Source organism: Pseudomonas sp. CFBP 13719 (assembly GCF_014842095.1).
GTDB lineage: Bacteria > Pseudomonadota > Gammaproteobacteria > Pseudomonadales > Pseudomonadaceae > Aquipseudomonas.
This window is the reverse complement of record NZ_JACYVB010000002.1, coordinates 768,430-786,412: the sequence shown is the minus strand read 5'-3', so window position 1 is coordinate 786,412 and position 17,983 is coordinate 768,430. Positions and strand designations below refer to the sequence as shown.

Genomic DNA, 17,983 nt, shown 5'->3' with positions numbered 1-17,983 from the left:
ACCTCAATTAATATTGTTCGTCATCAGTAATCGGCGTGCTTGGCGAATGCTCTGGCGAGTAGCCGGCTTCGCTGATTACAACGACATTGTTGCCACGATAGAATTTGGCGGTAAGTGGAACATCGCGGCCCTGAGTTGCGCTCATCAATTTATCGACAACTCCTCCTTTGCCGGCAAAATAACCGACCAGGTTTGCGCTGTGATCAACAGGGTAATTCGCTTCTGTCTTCGACCAGTCCACCTGCCATCCTGCTTTCTTGGCCCAGGCATCCAGGTTTTCGCGCATGGACTTGCCGGCTTGAAGCGACCACACCTGAGTACCAGGCTGAGCCAACTTCTTGGCAAGCTCTGCAGTGCGAGACACCGAAATCCGCTTGGCCCCGTCATTGATTGCGATGACCAGGCGATTGTTTTGCGAGATCTGAGTCAGCGCGGCGCGCCAGTCAGCGGCATCGCGCCAGGATACGGGGGTGTTTTCAGTGCCGGGTTCGAAGACGATTGCCCAGGTTTTGCTCTGTGGCACCAGGTTTTCCATGGCGGCAAAGAGCGGAACGTTTTTGCCGAAAGACATGACGCCAGCTTTTTTCTCATCCTTCATTTCGAAGGCGCCATGCACAGTCGAGCTGCCAACTACCTGGCCATTGCTGGCAGGTACAGGCACTGGGGCTTGCACGGGGGCTGGCGCAGCCTTCAGGACGGCGGCAGGAGCCACAGGTGCAGCTGGCTGCTGGTAGGTCACGCTATCGCGCACAACAGGCGAAATGTACAGTTCTGCATAAGCTGCATTGGCGCATGTTGCGCTGATTAGCGCAGCCGTCAGTAGGTTCAGCTTGCGGGCCATTGTGGATGTCCTCTTATCTTTAATTTTTGTAGTTTATAGCCTATATTGCAGATTGAAAAGTCATTTATCAACAATATTGACAGGGGTTATTAAATCTCGAACGGTTTGCGCCAGGGCGAGCGGATTTGCCGCTTTCGACCCACAAACCAACTGCGGATAATCCGCATCATCATGCCGATGCTGATGCCTCGGCGGGACAGAACCCAGAGGAAAATGATAGAACCCAGCAGGATCCACGCCGTCCAAACACGGGGCAGCATCATCCATAATAAAATGGGGTAAACAGCCTGAGCGTCTATTGGCCCCAGGCGTGGTTGTCGAGTGATGTAATGTGCTGGCATGACTAAGTCCTTATCCCAGGTTCGCTTTCATGGCGTTGTAGTTGGACAAGACCCGCTTGTACACCTCTTCGGAAATGACGCCATCGCGGTACTTTAGGTGGGCGTCTTCTACCATCGGGCGACCGCGAGAGTGCACAAGCTTGAAGGCTGCCGACGCGATATTGTCGGACTCCATCATCATGTCCTTGTCCTGCTGATCGAAGATCATGGTCTCGCGAATGGCGGTTCTTCGGCCATCAACAGTAGGGATCAGACGCTGAGCCACAATCATTTTCATTGGCTGAATTACGTCAATACGCGCTTGCTGCTGCATGTCTTTTGGAAACACGTAAACAAGACGCTGGAAGGTTTCCGGAACATTGTTAGCGTGAACGGTTGAAAACACCCCGTGCCCCGTCATTGCTGCTTCCAGAGATGCCTGAACGGTTTCCAGGTCTCGTGACTCACCCACAAGGATAACGTTGGGTGCCATACGCAAAGAGTTGACCACCCCTTCATGAAAGCCACCAATGTCGTTGCCGACCTGAAGCTGAGTCACCAGAGAGGTGTCCTTTTTAACTTCGTCGTAAACGAACTCAATCGGATGCTCGATGGTTACCAGGTTGGTGTGACTGTCTGGCCCTTCGATCCGGTCGCGTAGAATGGAGGCAAGAAGCGTCGACTTGCCGTTACCTGTAGCGCCGACGACCAGGATCAGGCCTTGGTCAATGGTGCGAGTGACGTCAATGATCTCCTTCTCAATGCCATAGTCTTCCCAGTGTGGGGGAAGCGAGGGGATCGTACGCAGCGTGATGGTGATGCTCTTTCGGCCATTGCGCAGGCAGCCCACCGCATTGACCCGAAAGCGATAACGCTGACGCTTGTTGTTTTCTTCGCGAAAGAATTCGTGTGCGGCGTTGATTGGCTCACCCGCACCCAGCATTGAGGGGGCGTTGGTGTTGTAAATCGAAATGATCAGGTCGCGGGCTTCATTGTCCGAAAGTCGCCTTTCGGTCAGTTTTACCTTGCGACCATACCGGGAAACCCACACCTCGCCCGATCCCAGAATAAACAGGTCAGAGCCGCCAATCGCCACCATATGGTGGAGAAGATCGTTGACCACGTCTGCGTTGTTGCAGCGCGGGGGGATCGGGAAGATGAAGTTTTCCATTGCACACTCTTATTTTTATTGTTTTTGGCAACGCGGTTTTATTACCGCCTTTGGTTGCTCTGCCGCTGTTCGTCTGGGGTGCGATAGCTTCCCCGTGGATCAAGATCCAGTGGAATCCATTCTTTCTCGTTGCCGTTGAACGATGCCGGCGCCGTAATGGCGAAGGTTCGTTGCTGCAGGTGCATGCTGTCGCCGTCTTCGACTTTGCCGCGATATTGCGAAGCAACATAGGAAGGCTCGATCTTGCGCTCCTTCACCAGGCGTAGGTATCTGACCATGCCGGTGAAGTCAGAGCCCATGTTGCGAACGCGAGAGGTCATCTCGGCATTTGCCTGCAAAATACCGGCTTCCCAGCCCTCAGATACCCAGTCAGACCACAGCTGTTGCTCCTGAGGCGTCTTTGGCAGCAGGGCTCCTACTGGCTTGGAGACGTCAACAGGCAAGTCGATCAACAGGTATTCTCGCCAATCTGGCGGATTGGTAACTAGTCGCTCTTTCTTGAGAATGTCGTAGTAGGTGTCGCTGACCTTGATGCGGTTGTTGTCATCAGAGTGGGCCGTGACATCTTGCGACTCCTGAATGACAGGAGGCAGGAAATAGAGGGCTTTTTCACCGGGTGCAGCAAGGCGCATCAGATCTTTGAACGCCCAAAGCTCATCCATCGACTTGGCTTCGCTATTGAATTGCTTGCGAAGCTTGTTCATTTCCGAAACGTAGCCGTTCTGAGCGCCTACAGCCAAGGCCGCTTCGCGCATCGCCTCATGGCGCTTGTTGGCCAGATCATCGTCACCAGCCAGAGGCATGTCCTTGTAATAGTGCAAGGTTTGCAGCTCAGACAAGCTTGTGTTGTCGTATTGAACGCCGGGCGTCAGCTCGTCAGCATGAACCTGAGTCATGGTTGACGAAATCGCCAGGGCGAGAAGCATTCTTTTAAGCATTGAAAAATGCCTCAGTTATTGTTTGTAAACCACGTTGATCACGTTGGCCTTTTCGAGCACTTCGACGCGGATCGAAGAACCCGTCTGTACGCCCAGTTCGCGAAGAGCATCGTTGAGCGGCTGATTATCAATGTTGATCGTCACCCAGGGCTCGTTGGCAAGCCGTACGCTTGGCGCTTTGAACTTGTATCCAGCCATCAATGCTAATGCTTCAGCAGCGCGGGTAGCAGGGCCTGTGTACGAGAACTTGCTGTTACGCTCGAAGCCTTTTGGCACGTACGTGGACTGGAAGTAGCGTTGAGCATGCTGTTCTTTGGTCAGCGATGGGGTGTTAACCGCATCATTGACCTTGGCCAGCAGTCTCAATTCATCCCGTGCTTCGACCGCAACAGAGCGTAGTTCGTCGATCGGATTCACGGGCGGGGTCACCTGAACGCTGGTGGCCCGAGCTGTCTGATTCGAGGCGCAGCCGGTGAGGGCCAGGCTCAACGAAATTGCCGTCAGGGCAAGGGATAAGTTGCGCTTCATGAAATCACCTTTTAGGGACATATTCTTGCCCTTTGTCAATATAGCTAATAATAGATTAACCAAAATTATCTGGCAACCGGGATCTTGGAATTGTCGATCAAGATCGTGTTCTCCCTGATCAACCTATCGACGAGAATGTCGAAAATTGTCAGATTTTGGTCGTGTTCATCGAAATCCACTGCGTTATCTGTCAGCATGATCTGAATATCAGCCTTGGCAGAGCCGTTAGGGTATGCCTTGGTCAGAATCTTGAGCGTGTTGTTGAGCCCGATCTTCTGAGTCATGCGACGTCGCAACGAGACGTCTTGAGGTGTGGTGGTATATGCCCAGATCTCACTGCCACCCAACGTAAGCCGGATGACCTGCTGAATCTGTGGGGCAGTCTCGCTTTTCAGAGATCCGATGTAGAGCATGCTCGAACCTTCAGCGCCAGGGCCGGTGAGCCAGCGGTTCATGTAGCGAACAGCATCAGCAGACGGACGGAACCGAGCCTTGATTTCATCCATGGTGGTTTCCGAAATACCCTTGGACAGGATCACGGTGTTGTTGATCAGCTGGATCATGTCGGAGTCGAAGTCGTTCAGCAGCTGTGAAAGCAGCGAAACATGGACGTCGTACTTACGACCCTCTCGAATGTCGACAATGGCTTGCTTACGCACCTGCGGTGAGTTCGTGGTGCGGTGGAATTCGTCCATGCAGAATTTCTTGGGTACCGATTCATCCTTTTCGATGACTTTCTTGTGGTAACCACGGAAGTGCTCAGGAATCTCCGGCAGGGTGAATTCAGCTTTGCGGTAGTAATCCTTGCAGATGATCTGACGACCAAGCAGATACATGACTGCCGTCTTTTTCTCAGCTTGTGCCGAGCCTTCTTTCGCCACGCTCATCAAGTCGATGGAGATAATGCGCGCTTCGCCAATACTGAACACAGTTGGCTGCGACAGGATAGGGTAGTCGTTGACCGCCGAGATGATCATCACCTTCAGGTAGTCGATCAGTGATTCGTTGCCAGTCATGGAGGTGCCAAAAACGTCCTTGATTGCCGTCTCTTGGGAAAGAACGGTCGTGGCATCGTTGAGCGTCGGAACAGCAAAGCGCTGCGCCAATGACGCTTCCTGAATCAGGCCGGCATCAAACAGCTTGCGGGAAACCTTCCACCAGCTGTCACCCTCGTAGGTCTGAATCAGGTGCGCTTCAAGCGCCTTATCCACACGAGCATCCATGCCATTCTCGTAAGGCTGCGGATTGCGCTCCTCGGAGAAGTAGTTGTACATGGCATCGACCAGGTTGCTGATCAATTCCGCCATGCGATCCACAGGCTCTTTGCGGCCTGCCGGGGTGCATAGCAACAGCAGCATGTTGACTACATACTCCCTGTCCACACTCAGTGGCTTCTGGCAGCCCAGCGGCGTGTCAAAGAAGTTGACCGCATAATCATTGGTCATTTCGATGCGGAAAGATTGCGCCAGATGCTTCTTGTCAGCCGGAAGCGAGTCCTTGACCAACTCCACGAACATGGCTGAGGAGAAACCAATGTCGAGGATCCCGATCCGAGGGAGCACCTCGTTGCCTGGGCGCGTGATCAAGCCCATGTTGGATGCAGCCAGGTAGAATGATTTACCAAAACCTGGGGGTGCGAAGACCAGCTCCATGTTGGCCGTCTGCAGGTCTGAACCAGGCAGGAATGGGAAGACCTTCTCGTCAATGGTGCGATACAGCATGGTGCCATCCGACCACGGAGACACAGGCCGGGTGATCGGGCTCATGGTCAAAACTTCTTCCGCTAGAAGCGGAATCCGAGTGGCCAGGTGGCTAGCAGAGAATCCGGGCAGGGTGTTGAACCATGCCTCGATCGCATCCCCACGCTCTTCAACGACCTGCAGCTGCCCCCAGGATTCGACAGCTGTTTTGAGCTTGGAGCGGTTGCGTCGCACCTCCTCAACATCTCGCCCCCAGGTCGAGAATGAGATCTGGGCAGAAACCATTGTTTTATCAACTGCATAATCCAGCAGCTCCTCGGCAGCTTCGCGAATCAGCTTGTTCTCGCTTGATACGAATGCAATGAAGGAGGAGAAAGTCTTTTTGCGAGAAATAAGCTGGCAGACACGGTCGTGTCCAGAATCGATGACCAGCGACATTTGCCACGGCACGTCACGATGGATCGATTTGAACAAGTCTGCGAACGGCTTGGCATCCTGTGGGCGCTGATCAACAAGAATAGGCGCAATCTTCCAGTCGCCAATGTCCACCAGCGTGTGGTCTTCCTTGCAGGTCTCTGGATTTCGGGAGAAAAGCTGGTGCGAAATGTCAGGCCACAAGATGTTCGACATGTCCCCGGCATCGGGAGCTTCGTGCATCAGGCGCGCAGGCATGCGATCGCCAGGCAGATAGGCGCGCCAGTTGTCGCTGGTGTCGTACTGAGTGATCTGCTTGCGAAGCTGATGAAGGAACTCATGAGCTTTGTACTTGCGCAAAGAGAGCTTTTCTTCGAGACGGGATATCACCTGACTGACGAAGCCGGCATGAACCATGTCAACGCCAGGCATCTCGACCATCGGGGATTGAGCAAAAGCACCAGGTTTGAGTCCCCCATTCTTGACGCTTTTCTGCAGCCGCTCTTTTGTTGCACCCTTGAGAATGTCGGGATGAAGCGCACGTGGCGTTGTGGTGATGACCAGAAAACAGGTTTCGAGCACGGTCTTCTTTTCGAGCTTTTTAGAGCGCTCGATGACCATGTCTTCCAAGTCCATGTTCAGGGTCTGCAGGGTGCGGATAGCACCCTGGATAGAACGACGAAGCGCCTCATGGGAGTTGAGTGGGTCGCGGCGGAATACGAACTGAATCCGGTGGCCTGGGCGCTTTAGCGCGGAAGACAGCGTGTCCACCAGAGTCGCAATATGGCTCTTTGTCGCGTCAGTGCCCATGATGCCGAAAGTGCCTTTGACCTCAAAAGCAGTCATCAGACCACCATCGCGGGTAACCAGGTTGTGTTCGTCAGAGGCAGTTTCCAGCTGGCAGTAGTGGCTGACTGAGGTTTTGAAAATGCGATTCAAAAAGCTCGCAACGGAATACGATAGGCTCACTTGGTGTCCTCATTGGCAGAAAGCATGCTGGACATGACCAGACGCCGGGTAAATTCGAGATCGCTGTGACGCTCGATGGGCTCATCAATGAGCGAATCGATTTTTTCCAGCGCTTTGCGGGTCAGTGCTACGGGCCCCATCTGCTTGATGGGCGTCATCACAACGTCTTCACCAATGGTGGCAATCAGGCCTACGTAGCTTTCTTCGAAGACATTCATTCGTCATCTCCCAGTTCCGGTTCAAACGGCGGAATCATTCCAATCTTCAGGGCAAGCTGCGCAGCCCGCTCACGCTCACCTTCGCGCACCAGGACAATGATTCGTCCTGAGCTGTAGGAGCCAACAACAAATCCCGCATTGTGAAATTGCTCTGCTGCGCGACCGCAAGCCATCCTGTCCATCGACCGCATGTAGGCACCTAGTGCAGAGTTGACCTTATCGACAGGGGCCAGCAGAGAGCAGTAGAGGTTCTCCAGGAAGAGGCCGGCACTGATCGAACAGCTGTATTGATTGTTGTCTATCAGAGGGATGTCCCTGAGCTTGCCGCAGCCAACACTGACTGAATCAAACACTGAGATTTCTGCGTAGCGCATCAGCTCAAGGACTTCAGGGTAGGCTGCCCATACCCGCTGGCCTTTGGCGCCTGCAGCAAAGGTGGCGAAGGCTCGGTGTGAAGGCTCCTGGCTTTGAATAGAAATTCTCAGGAAGATGGAGCGGCGCGAGTTCAGGGCGTAGTTATCCATCATGCGCACGAATTCATGGTTGGCCTTGGCCAGGGGCTTGCCCTCGCGGATACCGATCTTCCAGTCCTTACCCAATTTGTCTTTTTTCCAGACACTTTCCAGTGGGTAGTCCTGGGTCAGCAGCCATTTGGAGTAGGCGAATCGCGGATAGCAAAAAGCCACGGCTTGTGAGCGTTCGGGCTTCTTCACGCCAGTCATGGCCTGGTTTTCCTGGGTCGCGTGATCGATGATCAACTGAACTTCATTGGGGTTCAGCCCCTGGGTCGGGATGCGTAAAGCAGGAACATCCATGCGCGCCGCAACGGCCTGGGTGTAGCGGTAGTTGAACTTGTGTGGTTCGACACCCAGGTGAATATCGCCCAGCCGAGCCACTCGGTTGAACATCTGAGACAGGAAGCTGGCAAGTAATTTGGATTCAGGAATGCCGTACTCTGACTGCAGCATCTTTACGCTAGTGCGGAAATACTGAGATTGAGCAAGGTGCTTGAGGCGCAATAGGTTGAGCGCCTTGAAGTCCGGAAAGTCGAGATTTGTCACCCACAGCTTGTCGGTTGAAAGCTCATGGTAGCCGGTCACGCGCCAGGCAGGCTCTCCTGCCACAGAAGCCCAGCCGTCGCGGGCTGACTTGGGGTCGTCGAAAATGCATACGCCGATCATTGCCTGGCTCATTTAGTAAGCTCTATTTATTCTAATATTGACAGAATTTAACGCTTTTTCAGTAAATTGGCAATGATTGCCTGCGTTTTCATTAGTAAAAATAAAGCCAGCCTCTGCGGGCTGGCCTCTGTGTCCAAACAAGGGCGCATCGATCGCTTATGCTCTAGCCTGAATTCTTCCAATCCATGAACTTTTGCCTGGCTGTTTCTACCCAGTCCTCGGGCTTGTAGCTTTTCGAAGCCTCAACCCACAGTTTGAGATAGGGCAGGTATGCCTGCTTGTTGGGAAGCAGGTAAATATTTGTAAGCCCCACATGACGCTCTGCATACTCCTCGGGGGTCAATCCTGCCATGAAGTCGCCAAGGATGGCGGGCTCACTGGTGCCGAGGAGTGTTTTGACGGGGATGTCTGCGCGATCCAGTCGCGACAAAAGATTGGTTGCGGTATTCTTCAGATCGCCCTTGCTGATGGTTTCGGCAACCCAGAGCATACGAACAACCTGGTTAAGGCCTGCCTGGTTGATTTCTGTCTCAGGAAGGTAGATCAGCTTTCCGCGATTCTTAATGCCAGCAAAGCCAAGGTGGTGACACATATGGCAAAGCACGCAGGAGGTCACGAGATTGGATTCTGAGTGGTCATCATGATTGTCGTTGGCATGATGGACTTCATTTTTTTCGTGCTTGAACCCACAGAACTGACAGGTGAAGTCATCCCTGCGCAATACGCGTGCACGAGCCTGCTTATAGACCGTGTCTGTTTGTGGGGGATGTGGCGAGTCAGCACGAAAAGCTCCGCGCTTGACTGAAAGTATGATGGGTCTGGTATTCATTTCAGGATCCTCAGATAACAAAAAAGGGTGGCAGAGGCCACCCTTTTTTCATGCCATGCTGGCAACCTTGGCTTAGAAAGCAGTGCCTTTGGTTGCAGTCACGGCGCCATCACCCTCGCCAGTGGCGACGGTTTCGGTGAACATGCCGAGCAGCCATGGAATGATCATCAGACCGGTACCGACCAGCAAGGCGGTGATACCTTTCTTGATCTCGCCCTGGCCAGGCTGCTTGCTGTCCTTGTAGAAGTAGAACAGGCCGGCAGCGAACAGGAAGAAACCGATCAGGCCGAAAACCAGCTTGCCGATACCCAGGGCTGCGTTGATCTGTGTTTTCCACTGGGAACCCATTTGGGTCAGGGTGTTGGCGGCGTTGGCGTCAAGCGCAAACAAAGCGAGCAGGGCACCCGCGCCAACCACTCCAGCGATTCGTGTGGTGGATGATTTATGGAGCTTCATGGAGTAGAAACCTCTTTTTCTTGTTATTGTTGGTTCGAGCGGTAACTGCTACTCATAAATTAGTATATATTGCAGAGCCATGCAATAGGCAAAGAGCAATATATGCTAAAAACGTGATGAATCCCACCTCGTCTTTTTCCTCGAATGCCCATTATCTGGGGCAATTTCGTACAACATTATCGCCAGTCCACTGCAAACGATCCGCCTCATAATCCAGGTTATGGCCATCTGGGCTTAGAGGGCATAATAAACTAGTAAAGCCATGACAAGCAGAAACGACGGAATGGCGAAGATCAGTGCAAGTTCCGGATTGGCTCTTACCCATGACTGGTCGCTGGGTGGAGTGTGCGTGGTGGTGATTTTTTCGCTCATGGTCTCGTTAACTCCTTAGCTTTTTGATGCCAAGTAGGCCTTGGCCTCAGCCAGATTAATGTCATTAAGAACCTCTTCGACGTTACCCTTCATTTTCAATTTCTCTGCCCATCCCCTGGCCTTTTCTACACATATAGGTGCGCTCACGACCCTGTTCGACTTCCTGGGTCGCTGCTGGAGACACCCTTCGAAATATTCGATCAGGTTGAGGTGATTCTTGCTTTTGAGTTTGAGATCGTCGTAGAGGTGCGAATAGGCTGCTGTGTATTTTCGATCTACGTCAATGAACCACTTCAGGCCTAAGGCAGGTAGACCGACGACAAAAGCCAGCACCATGATCGGTTCCAGATACTTAATTGATTTTTTCATACCAAAACCCTGAGACTTGGAAAACGAGAAGCACGCAGAGCGCACTCTTCAATGAATGGATTAGCTGACTATTGATAATGGTTCAAGCAAGAAAAAAGGAGGCCTAGGCCTCCTGTTCGCTCTCTAACAATCAGTAGACTGAATGGATAACGGTATTGCCGACTTCCAAATCACCACCTGGGGTCAGGCCTTTGATGGTGCCCAGCTTGTCGATGGTTTCGCCTTTCTTGTAGGACTTGAACTCGCCTTTGTCATTGACTACGCCGAAGGTGTTGTTCGAGTCATAGACTGCATTCAGCGTAAAGCCACGAGCACTGACTGGGGCAGTCGCAACAGGATCGCGCTTGATTTGCGCTTGAGCCTGTGGCGCCTGGCGAGCAGGCTTGGGCTCAGTCTTTGGCGCTTCGAGCACCTTGTCGATGAAGAACTTGTCGCCGACGAGCACGATGGAGCCATCTTTCTCGATGCCAGAGACCTTTTGGCGGTTGCCAGCCCAATTGATCACTTCATCAGGATACAAAGTGAAGATGCGCCCGTTGGAAGCTTTCTTGATAATGGACATTTCGCCGTTCTGCGAGGTATCGATTACCTGCAAACCAGCCAGTCGGGTGCGACCGTCAGTGACAAGAGCGGGTTTTGCCGGGGCGGTAGTGACAGGGGCAGCCTTGACCTCAGCTTTTTCTGCAGGCTGTGTGACAGATGCTGTCGCTGCTGGGGTGAGGGCAGCCTTGGCAATATCTGCTTTCAGGCCCTTCACTTCGTTCATCAGGTCATCCTGACGGCGGTTGGTGCGCTCGATCAAGCCGGTGACGTCCTTGACCATTGTGGCGATAGCCTTGGTTTGCTCTTGCAGCTCGACGATCGACGACCTCAGCTCAGCAACTTCACTGCTTGAGATGGTAGAGGTTCCGATCTGAGGCGCTGCAACAACCGGGGCTTGTGCGTCCCGATTTGGAATCGCTTGCAGAATCGGGTTGGCAGATTGAGCAGCATTTTGCTGCGCCAGCTGAACGTCATGAACTGCAGAAACAGGCTGCATTTGTTGAGCAAGGGCAGGGGTGGCTGGCTTGACGTCAGCAATGCCTGCTTTGACACCAAAACTTGCCGGTTCCGATGGCGCAGGAACTTCGGCCTGCTCAACAACTTCCTGAGGTGCACTGGAGCTCAAGATGCCACTGGCACCCACGCCAACGATACCCAGCATGGCAACGCAGCCGGCAATGCAGGCCATGCCCAGCTTTGTCTTGATGAAAGCTTTTGGCTGATCTACAGCAGTCGCTGCCTTGACGGGCTTTTGAGGTGCTGGTTGAGCATTAGCACCATCTTCAGGATCGACATCATCGAAGCTGGAGGGGCCACCAGAATCCGGGTCATCGTCGTGAATGGTGCCGCCCATTTCATTCTCGTCCAGCTCTTCGAATGACTCAAATTCATCGTTGTCGTCGAACGGGTCAGTGATTTTATCCGTGCTCATCGCTTACTCCAGCAATGGTTTGTCAATAAACGCGATAATAGATGTTTTGTACGAGATTGGCAAGCGCCCAAAGTGTCTGGGCGCAGCCGATTTATCTATCTATTGCGGTTGGGTGAGATCAAGGTTGGCCATGAACATGACCACGATGCTCTTGTTGGGCTCTACAGTAACGGTCGGTGGGCGATCGAATTCCTTCTCGAAGATAGGCGAGAATTTCTCACCCATCTTGCCGATACCCATCTTGACCTGGTCACCAGCGTTCGGCAGGGCCGAGTTCACGGTTGATGAGCTGCCATCAGTGTTGGTGGTGGTCTGGGAATCCTGCAGTGCGTCCGAGTAGCCGTCCACGAAGGATGCAATCATCAGCTTGCTGTAGCGCTCGAAAGTGTGATTATCCACGCCATCTGCCAGACCGGAGCGATAGGTGTCAGGATCCAAAGCAATCGCGCTGACTTTGTAGCTTTTGCCATTCAAGCTCATGTCGGTGAAGGTCAGTTTGGCTTTTTCACCAGTACGGGCTGGCTCACCTGTCAGAACTGCGCCCTCAAGCAACCCTTTCTGCACCATGACTGCGCGGATTGGACTGATCTCGTCGGTGTTCACACCGATTTGAAGTACGGAGTAGAAGGTTTGGCCCACTACAACTTCACCCACTGGGTTCTGCTTGGTGACTGAAGCCTTCGCGATGCGTTCGCTTGGGTATTCCGAAGCGGTAGCCACCTCTTCCTCGCCTTCCGAACCACTACCCGATTGATCGATGTACTCAGTTTGGCTGAACTTGCCACCTGTACGCGCAACCGTCTTGCCAGCTTGACCCTGGCTATTGGCGGGAACGCTCACGCCTGCTGTCTTCAGATATTGAAGGTAGCGAGGGGAAGTCGTTGCGGTGCCAGAGCCGGTTTGGGCACCAGAATTCTGATTCTCAGCCAGCAGGGATGAAGTCACGCCAGCCTGAAGCGATTCATCGTAGGATGCCTTGGCCAAAGGACGAGCCACACCCTGCTGCACCTGATCGATCTTGCTTGCATATGCGCTCGTGTATTCCTGGATATCCTTGGATTCGTTGTCCAGGAAAGCCTTCCAGGGGTTTTCCTGGAAAGTCGCGTTTGCCTGTGAGCGCTGCTGAACGTTTTTGTTCTCAGCCTGTTCTGCGCTTGCCTGGCGATCCTTGATGAGCTTCTGGAGGTTGCTCGGGGAGGTGGCTGCCGGCGCAGGCTTTGGTTCGATTTTTTCCTGCTGCTCGGGGGCCACATTGACCCTCAGACTGTCGACATGACTGCCATTGCCGGTCATGGCTTCATCGGCACGTCGTGCATCATCAGCTTTATATAGCTGGCCGACAGCAGTCTCATCGCCGAACTTGACCTGGTCAGCTGCCGTATCACGGTGGATGTTCTGGGTCGTGGGAGGGGCGTCGATCGAAACGGTTGCCTGCTGTTCAGCAGGGCCAGACCCCATGATGCGCCAAAAGCCGAAGGCAATGATTGCCCCGACCAGCACCACGGTCAGCGCAATCATCAGACGAGCCTTGGGGTTGATGTTGTTTTTCATGTTGGCAAAGGCGCCCATTTATTTTACCCCTTTATCAAAAACGGTCTTGGCGCGTTTGATGTCGACGCTGTAAAGATCCTGAATCGTGCCGCTTCGGCGATCGCCGTTGAGCGAGATCGAAATGTAAGTAGTAGGTGCAACCTTGTAGAGGTAGCGGCCTGTCGGAGAGATAGAGCTATTTATCGGCGGAGGCAGCAGCAGGCGACCAGGCAGCGAGAGGTACAAATACGAGCCGTCATACCAGGCTTCAGAGTTCGGCAAACCAGAAACGGAAAGAGCTTTTGAGCCGGCTGGAGCATCGCCACCCTGGAGGCGCACAAGCTCATCAGACACATTGTCCATCTCATGCTGAAATACCGGCTGGATGGTGGCATTAGGGCTCAGTTTTGGGATGGTGACCGAAACACGCCCATCCACTGTCGAAGTGGTGCCCTTGAGGATGATTGGGATTGTGGTATTGAGCCCCTCCATCACGATGGCGGCGTTTGAAACGTTGTACTTCTTGTTCAGCGTGAAACTGGCAATATGGCGTTTCTCACCCATGATCTTGCGGGTAAAACTGTCGCCGTCGCCCACAACGCCATCCTTGCGGATTGACCAAGGCGCACCACTGGCGTCATAAAACTCAACCTGTGCGGCATAACCTGGGGCAGTCTCGATCACCAGCGGCTGATTCGAATCCGGGTTGTAAGTGACATTGCGGATACGCACATTCGCCTGACCATGCAACGGCTCGTTCTCAGCCTTGTCTATGGCTTCGAGACGTTTGCGCAGGTCGGTAATATCGTCAGGCTCCATAGGCGTCTTGAGCTTGAGCTGGCGCTCTTTACCCTTTGACGTCTCGGTCTCCTTGAAATACTTTCGGATTTCGCTGAGCTCGTTGTTTTCGTTGATATAGCCAGCCAGAGCACTTTTTTTCGCCTGGGTGTTCTGGCGATCAAAATTAGTGACATCAGCTGGATTTACCGTGTACTCGGCAGCCGTTTCGTTGAGCTTCGAGTCGAACGAATCAGCGGCCAGTGCATGCGTGCCCTGCATGACAAGCAGCAGGGCAATCGCCAAAGGCGTTTTACGCATTGTGGGAGACCTCCAGGACATTATTCTTGTATGGTTGACAATTTACATCAAAACCGAATTTACGTATATAGGTTATCTTTTAATCCCGCAACCCGCTTAGCGCTTGGTCATGACGACCTTCGAGATACCCAGGCCATTGACGTCTTCGAGGACGCTGCGGCGATCAACAACGACGGTAAAGCGCACGTTGTTGGTGAACTCCTGGCTTTGGGTGCGGAAGGTCATGATCGCATCCACCTGGAATGTCCAAGAGTAAACACCCTCAGCATTTGGCTTCTTGCCAACCAGAATCGGCGTGCTGTTCAAGGTCGTGGTCAGGATCATGCGGCGATCAGTGATCACATCAAAGTTGCCGCTGTCCTTCATGGCTTTGAGCAGTTCATTAGCGCCGTTGTCGTTGAACCACTTCATCGTGGCTTCGTTGAGTCGGGTATTGATATTGGTGAAGTCGAAGCTGAAGGTGTCAACCAGGGCGTTCTGCAGCCATTGAGCTACGACTGTATCCTTCTGGTTGGGCTCGCCCAAAGCGATCAATCGGATCAGCGAGCCATTACGATCGGTCGCAAAGTAGACTCGCTCGTTTCGAGCGGTAAACCCAAGGAATGCCACAAAGATTTGGATGCACATCACAACAACAACCACAGAAAGCATGATTGTGAGTTTGCGATCACCAGTCTTGAAGAACTCGTTGCGATGGGTAACTGTGGCCAATCCTTCACCTTTAGGGATGCTGGAGCCGGGTGCCGGGGCCTTTTTAACGGGCGCCTTGGTTTTCTGAGCGATGTTGGACATGACCTGCCTCTTCTTATTTTTTAATGGGGGTGAGCTCGATGATCCGACCATCCTGGGTAGTGATGTAGGCCAAAGGAGCAGGGATGAAGTGGAAATAGACGCTGGATGCCAGAAGCATCAGTGAGCTAAAGACCGTGGCGTAGAAAATCATGCCCATGGACATGAGATATCGATTCTTATGCTCCGAGGCGGTGGGGCCGGGTTCCCCAATGGCATCACTGCGCGATGCGAATTCGTTCAAAAGCTCCGTTACGCGGGCTTTTCGATCCTCAGGCGACAGATTTTCCAGGTCGAGCGTGCGCTTGCTGTCCATGGTTCTTCTTATTATTTGTCAATATAGGCCGAAATATATCACCTTGCTTTGGGCCTAGCAATTCCGCACTTGCAATATGCGACCAAAACGTGCTTTCGCAGTGTGGGAGTGTGACATGTATTTTTCTGAATCGGCTGTCGCACTCGATGAGTGTGACAAGAAACAGGCTGTAAGGGACGTCACTCTCTACCACTGTGACCTACAAGCCCGCAAAATCATGCCCGCACAGGCTACAAAAGGATGATTTTCCCATATTTCCTGTAGCTGACTTTTCTAAGCCCTCATCGGCCATGCCTTGGCATTTTGGCAGCACTCACCAATTGTGACGATTTAGGTAATCGCAAAAGGAGATTGCGAAGAAATTGCCTCAAAAGTCATTTTGAGTGCCAAAAAAGGCTTCGGCAGTGCCAGAAATGGCTTCGAAAGTGCCTCGAATGGCACCTTCTGAGATTCCGAATCTGAAAAAATGGTAGCGGCTGCCCCATTTCAGGATCGCCGACCTTCTTTTAGTTATAATTTATATAATCCTTATAATTACTATAAGCTTTATAACCTACCTCAGCCTTGGAGAGTGGCAAGTCGGAATTCCTTGGCTTTCTCAATGGCCATTTCGATCCCATCCTCACGAATGGCAAATCGACGTTTATCAGATTTACCCTCGCGCTGGAAACTGACCACTATGTATAACAGTGACTTACGGTGATATCCGTATGACAGGCCAGGGGGAAGGGCAGGCAAAATCTCTCCAGTAGACGGATTGATTTTCTCCTGAGCATCTCGGCGACTGGAGACCTGGATGATCTTGTCAGAAACTGGATAGCCGAATTCCTTGAGATGCTGCTCATCACGCCAGGAAATAGCTGCCTTGAGTGCCCGGTCATAGGAGCCGTGATCACGAATGCCAAAGTGCTTGTACAGATATTTGCTTTTTCTGGCGATCTTGACCCTGATCGAGCCCTCACAATAGCGGATGTATTTGTGAGGCGTGGTCAGCCAGTTGGTCAGCAGGCTAGTCATGACTGACAGTTCCCTTGAGGATTGTGAGGGCGGTGGGCAGAAAATTGTCGTAGGTGATGCCATTACCCAATTCAAGCACCACAGATTTTTTGAGCAGAAGAGTGGGCACCCCTTTCAGGCCAATCTGCTTCACAAGCGATTTGGCTTGGTCGATCTGAAGGGTTGTCGCCTGGCTGTCAAGATCAGCAAAGATCGATTCAGCCGTCACTCTCAAAGGGTGCCCTTCCTGCTCTTGGCTTTTAAGGGCAATGGCTATCGCTTCCTTCATGTCATCCATGGAAACCAGGCCTTTGTCCTGAATTGTCGCCATCATCAGGCGATGGGTCTGAGGACTAACGTTGGCATGGCTTAATGCGTAGAAGAGGCGAGCGTGGGTTTCCCATACCTGGTTGATCGGCACAGGCACCATAACCAAGCTTTCCTTTGTGGCCAGGGCTTGCTTGAACTTGGCGTCGGCATCGTTTTTATCAAAGATGCTTTCGACGGCCCGGCAATGAGGGCATCCGTACCAAAACAGAAAAACAGCATCAGAAGGAATACTTTGGGGTGCGATGACCGTGACAAGGCGCCCCTGCTTATGCTGTTCGGCAGATAAGCTATCAGGCTTAAGAACCGCGCAGGTGAGTGCTGCGACAACGGCAGCGGTAGCTGCAGCAAACAGCCAGATGGATCGTTTCGAGGCGGGCATGACTAGCTCCTGTCAATATACCGCTAAAACGATAACTGCAAAGCTGTTGTCTGGCAAGGGGAACGCGCAGGATTAAGCGCTTGTTTCAGTCACTCTGCTTTTAGGGCGAAGCCTGCTTTGGGGGCAAAGCCCCCTTTCGGCGCGGAGCGCGGCTTGCTCTTGATCAGGCTTTTGATTTGGGGCGAAGCCCCTTTTCGGCGCGGAGCGCGGCTTGCCTTTGATGAGGCGAAGCCTCTTCAGCGCACAGCGCGGCTTTGCTGTTGCCTTTAGAAGGAGTTGGTGTGGAGCAGGGCGAGGGTTCTGATGAGAAGTCGGCAATGCCGAAGGGGGCGACTGCCCTACCAAACACAAGATGTAGTGGTGCGAGCGCAAAAAAAGACCTATTTCTCCGGTTGTTTGTTTTCAAAGCGAAAGCAGCGTCCTTCGGACGCAAAGTAAAGCGATTCCCCTTCTGCCCTGCGGCCTGGTGTTTCAACCCAAGCTTCTGCTCAAGTCCTCAAAACCGTGGCATCTAAAAGCCTGAAAAGCAAAAGCAAAAACCGGTGGTATCCTGTGAGAGATACGTTGTCTGGGTCATCGCAGCTTTTCTCTTGTCCTCAAATATAAGAACTCCGTCTCGCTTAAAAATTTTCAAGGGGGTGGGGTAGAATAAAAATGGTCATTAACGACGAACGGTAACTGTATTGACAATTTGGCAATATAGGTTTAAGGTCTCAAATGCTTGAGATCCGTGGCCTGCAGGGCAGTTGGATCTCTATTTAACCA

At 52.7% G+C, this 17,983-nt stretch carries 19 protein-coding genes; all 19 read right to left on the bottom strand.

Annotation, left to right across the window (positions count from 1 at the left end; all coding sequences use genetic code 11):
- Positions 1 to 7: 7 nt before the first annotated feature.
- Entirely contained in the window at positions 8 to 841 is an 834-nt protein-coding gene (locus tag IFT57_RS09520; RefSeq protein ID WP_122530649.1) for a TcpQ domain-containing protein, read from the bottom strand.
- 89 nt (positions 842 to 930) lie between these two features.
- Positions 931 to 1,182, bottom strand: a complete 252-nt coding sequence (gene icmT, locus IFT57_RS09515) for an IcmT/TraK family protein (RefSeq protein ID WP_122530651.1) — start codon at positions 1,180 to 1,182, stop codon at positions 931 to 933.
- Positions 1,183 to 1,192: 10 nt separating this feature from the next.
- Positions 1,193 to 2,332 (bottom strand): type IV pilus twitching motility protein PilT, encoded by a 1,140-nt coding sequence (locus IFT57_RS09510; protein ID WP_122530653.1) that lies wholly within the window; start codon positions 2,330 to 2,332, stop codon positions 1,193 to 1,195.
- Positions 2,333 to 2,373: 41 nt separating this feature from the next.
- Positions 2,374 to 3,258, bottom strand: coding sequence for a type IV secretory system conjugative DNA transfer family protein (locus IFT57_RS09505; protein WP_244656743.1), 885 nt, complete (start codon positions 3,256 to 3,258; stop codon positions 2,374 to 2,376).
- 27 nt (positions 3,259 to 3,285) lie between these two features.
- A complete protein-coding gene (locus IFT57_RS09500; RefSeq protein WP_244656744.1) occupies positions 3,286 to 3,798 on the bottom strand; it encodes a DotD/TraH family lipoprotein in 513 nt (170 codons plus the stop codon).
- A gap of 65 nt (positions 3,799 to 3,863) precedes the next feature.
- A complete protein-coding gene (locus IFT57_RS09495; protein ID WP_192151258.1) occupies positions 3,864 to 6,881 on the bottom strand; it encodes an ATP-binding protein in 3,018 nt (1,005 codons plus the stop codon).
- Positions 6,878 to 7,099 carry a hypothetical protein gene (locus tag IFT57_RS09490; RefSeq protein WP_122530661.1) on the bottom strand — a complete coding sequence of 74 codons (222 nt, stop codon included), beginning with the start codon at positions 7,097 to 7,099 and terminating at the stop codon, positions 6,878 to 6,880. The genes IFT57_RS09495 and IFT57_RS09490 overlap by 4 nt, the downstream gene beginning before the upstream one ends.
- Complete coding sequence (locus tag IFT57_RS09485; RefSeq protein WP_122530663.1) at positions 7,096 to 8,292, bottom strand: hypothetical protein; 1,197 nt, start codon at positions 8,290 to 8,292, stop codon at positions 7,096 to 7,098. Before IFT57_RS09485 ends, IFT57_RS09490 begins: the two co-directional genes overlap by 4 nt.
- Positions 8,293 to 8,443: 151 nt before the next feature.
- Positions 8,444 to 9,109, bottom strand: a complete 666-nt coding sequence (locus tag IFT57_RS09480) for an HNH endonuclease (protein ID WP_241032643.1) — start codon at positions 9,107 to 9,109, stop codon at positions 8,444 to 8,446.
- A 72-nt stretch (positions 9,110 to 9,181) separates the two neighbouring features.
- Positions 9,182 to 9,565 (bottom strand): hypothetical protein, encoded by a 384-nt coding sequence (locus IFT57_RS09475; RefSeq protein WP_122530665.1) that lies wholly within the window; start codon positions 9,563 to 9,565, stop codon positions 9,182 to 9,184.
- A gap of 234 nt (positions 9,566 to 9,799) precedes the next feature.
- Positions 9,800 to 9,937: a hypothetical protein gene (locus IFT57_RS09470; RefSeq protein WP_163020445.1), complete on the bottom strand. Its 138-nt coding sequence runs from the start codon at positions 9,935 to 9,937 to the stop codon at positions 9,800 to 9,802.
- A gap of 15 nt (positions 9,938 to 9,952) precedes the next feature.
- Positions 9,953 to 10,306 carry a hypothetical protein gene (locus IFT57_RS09465; protein ID WP_122530667.1) on the bottom strand — a complete coding sequence of 118 codons (354 nt, stop codon included), beginning with the start codon at positions 10,304 to 10,306 and terminating at the stop codon, positions 9,953 to 9,955.
- Between the two features lie 130 nt (positions 10,307 to 10,436).
- On the bottom strand, positions 10,437 to 11,780 hold the full coding sequence (locus tag IFT57_RS09460; RefSeq protein WP_122530669.1) for a hypothetical protein: 1,344 nt from the start codon (positions 11,778 to 11,780) through the stop codon (positions 10,437 to 10,439).
- A 99-nt stretch (positions 11,781 to 11,879) separates the two neighbouring features.
- Positions 11,880 to 13,349 (bottom strand): DotG/IcmE/VirB10 family protein, encoded by a 1,470-nt coding sequence (locus IFT57_RS09455; protein WP_122530671.1) that lies wholly within the window; start codon positions 13,347 to 13,349, stop codon positions 11,880 to 11,882.
- Positions 13,350 to 14,408 (bottom strand): DotH/IcmK family type IV secretion protein, encoded by a 1,059-nt coding sequence (locus IFT57_RS09450; RefSeq protein ID WP_122530673.1) that lies wholly within the window; start codon positions 14,406 to 14,408, stop codon positions 13,350 to 13,352.
- Positions 14,409 to 14,504: 96 nt separating this feature from the next.
- On the bottom strand, positions 14,505 to 15,200 hold the full coding sequence (locus IFT57_RS09445; RefSeq protein ID WP_163020446.1) for a DotI/IcmL family type IV secretion protein: 696 nt from the start codon (positions 15,198 to 15,200) through the stop codon (positions 14,505 to 14,507).
- A 13-nt stretch (positions 15,201 to 15,213) separates the two neighbouring features.
- On the bottom strand, positions 15,214 to 15,513 hold the full coding sequence (locus tag IFT57_RS09440; RefSeq protein ID WP_122530677.1) for a hypothetical protein: 300 nt from the start codon (positions 15,511 to 15,513) through the stop codon (positions 15,214 to 15,216).
- A 558-nt stretch (positions 15,514 to 16,071) separates the two neighbouring features.
- Complete coding sequence (locus IFT57_RS09435) at positions 16,072 to 16,530, bottom strand: hypothetical protein (RefSeq protein ID WP_122530679.1); 459 nt, start codon at positions 16,528 to 16,530, stop codon at positions 16,072 to 16,074.
- A complete protein-coding gene (locus IFT57_RS09430) occupies positions 16,523 to 17,218 on the bottom strand; it encodes a hypothetical protein (protein WP_122530681.1) in 696 nt (231 codons plus the stop codon). The genes IFT57_RS09435 and IFT57_RS09430 overlap by 8 nt, the downstream gene beginning before the upstream one ends.
- Positions 17,219 to 17,983: the final 765 nt, after the last annotated feature.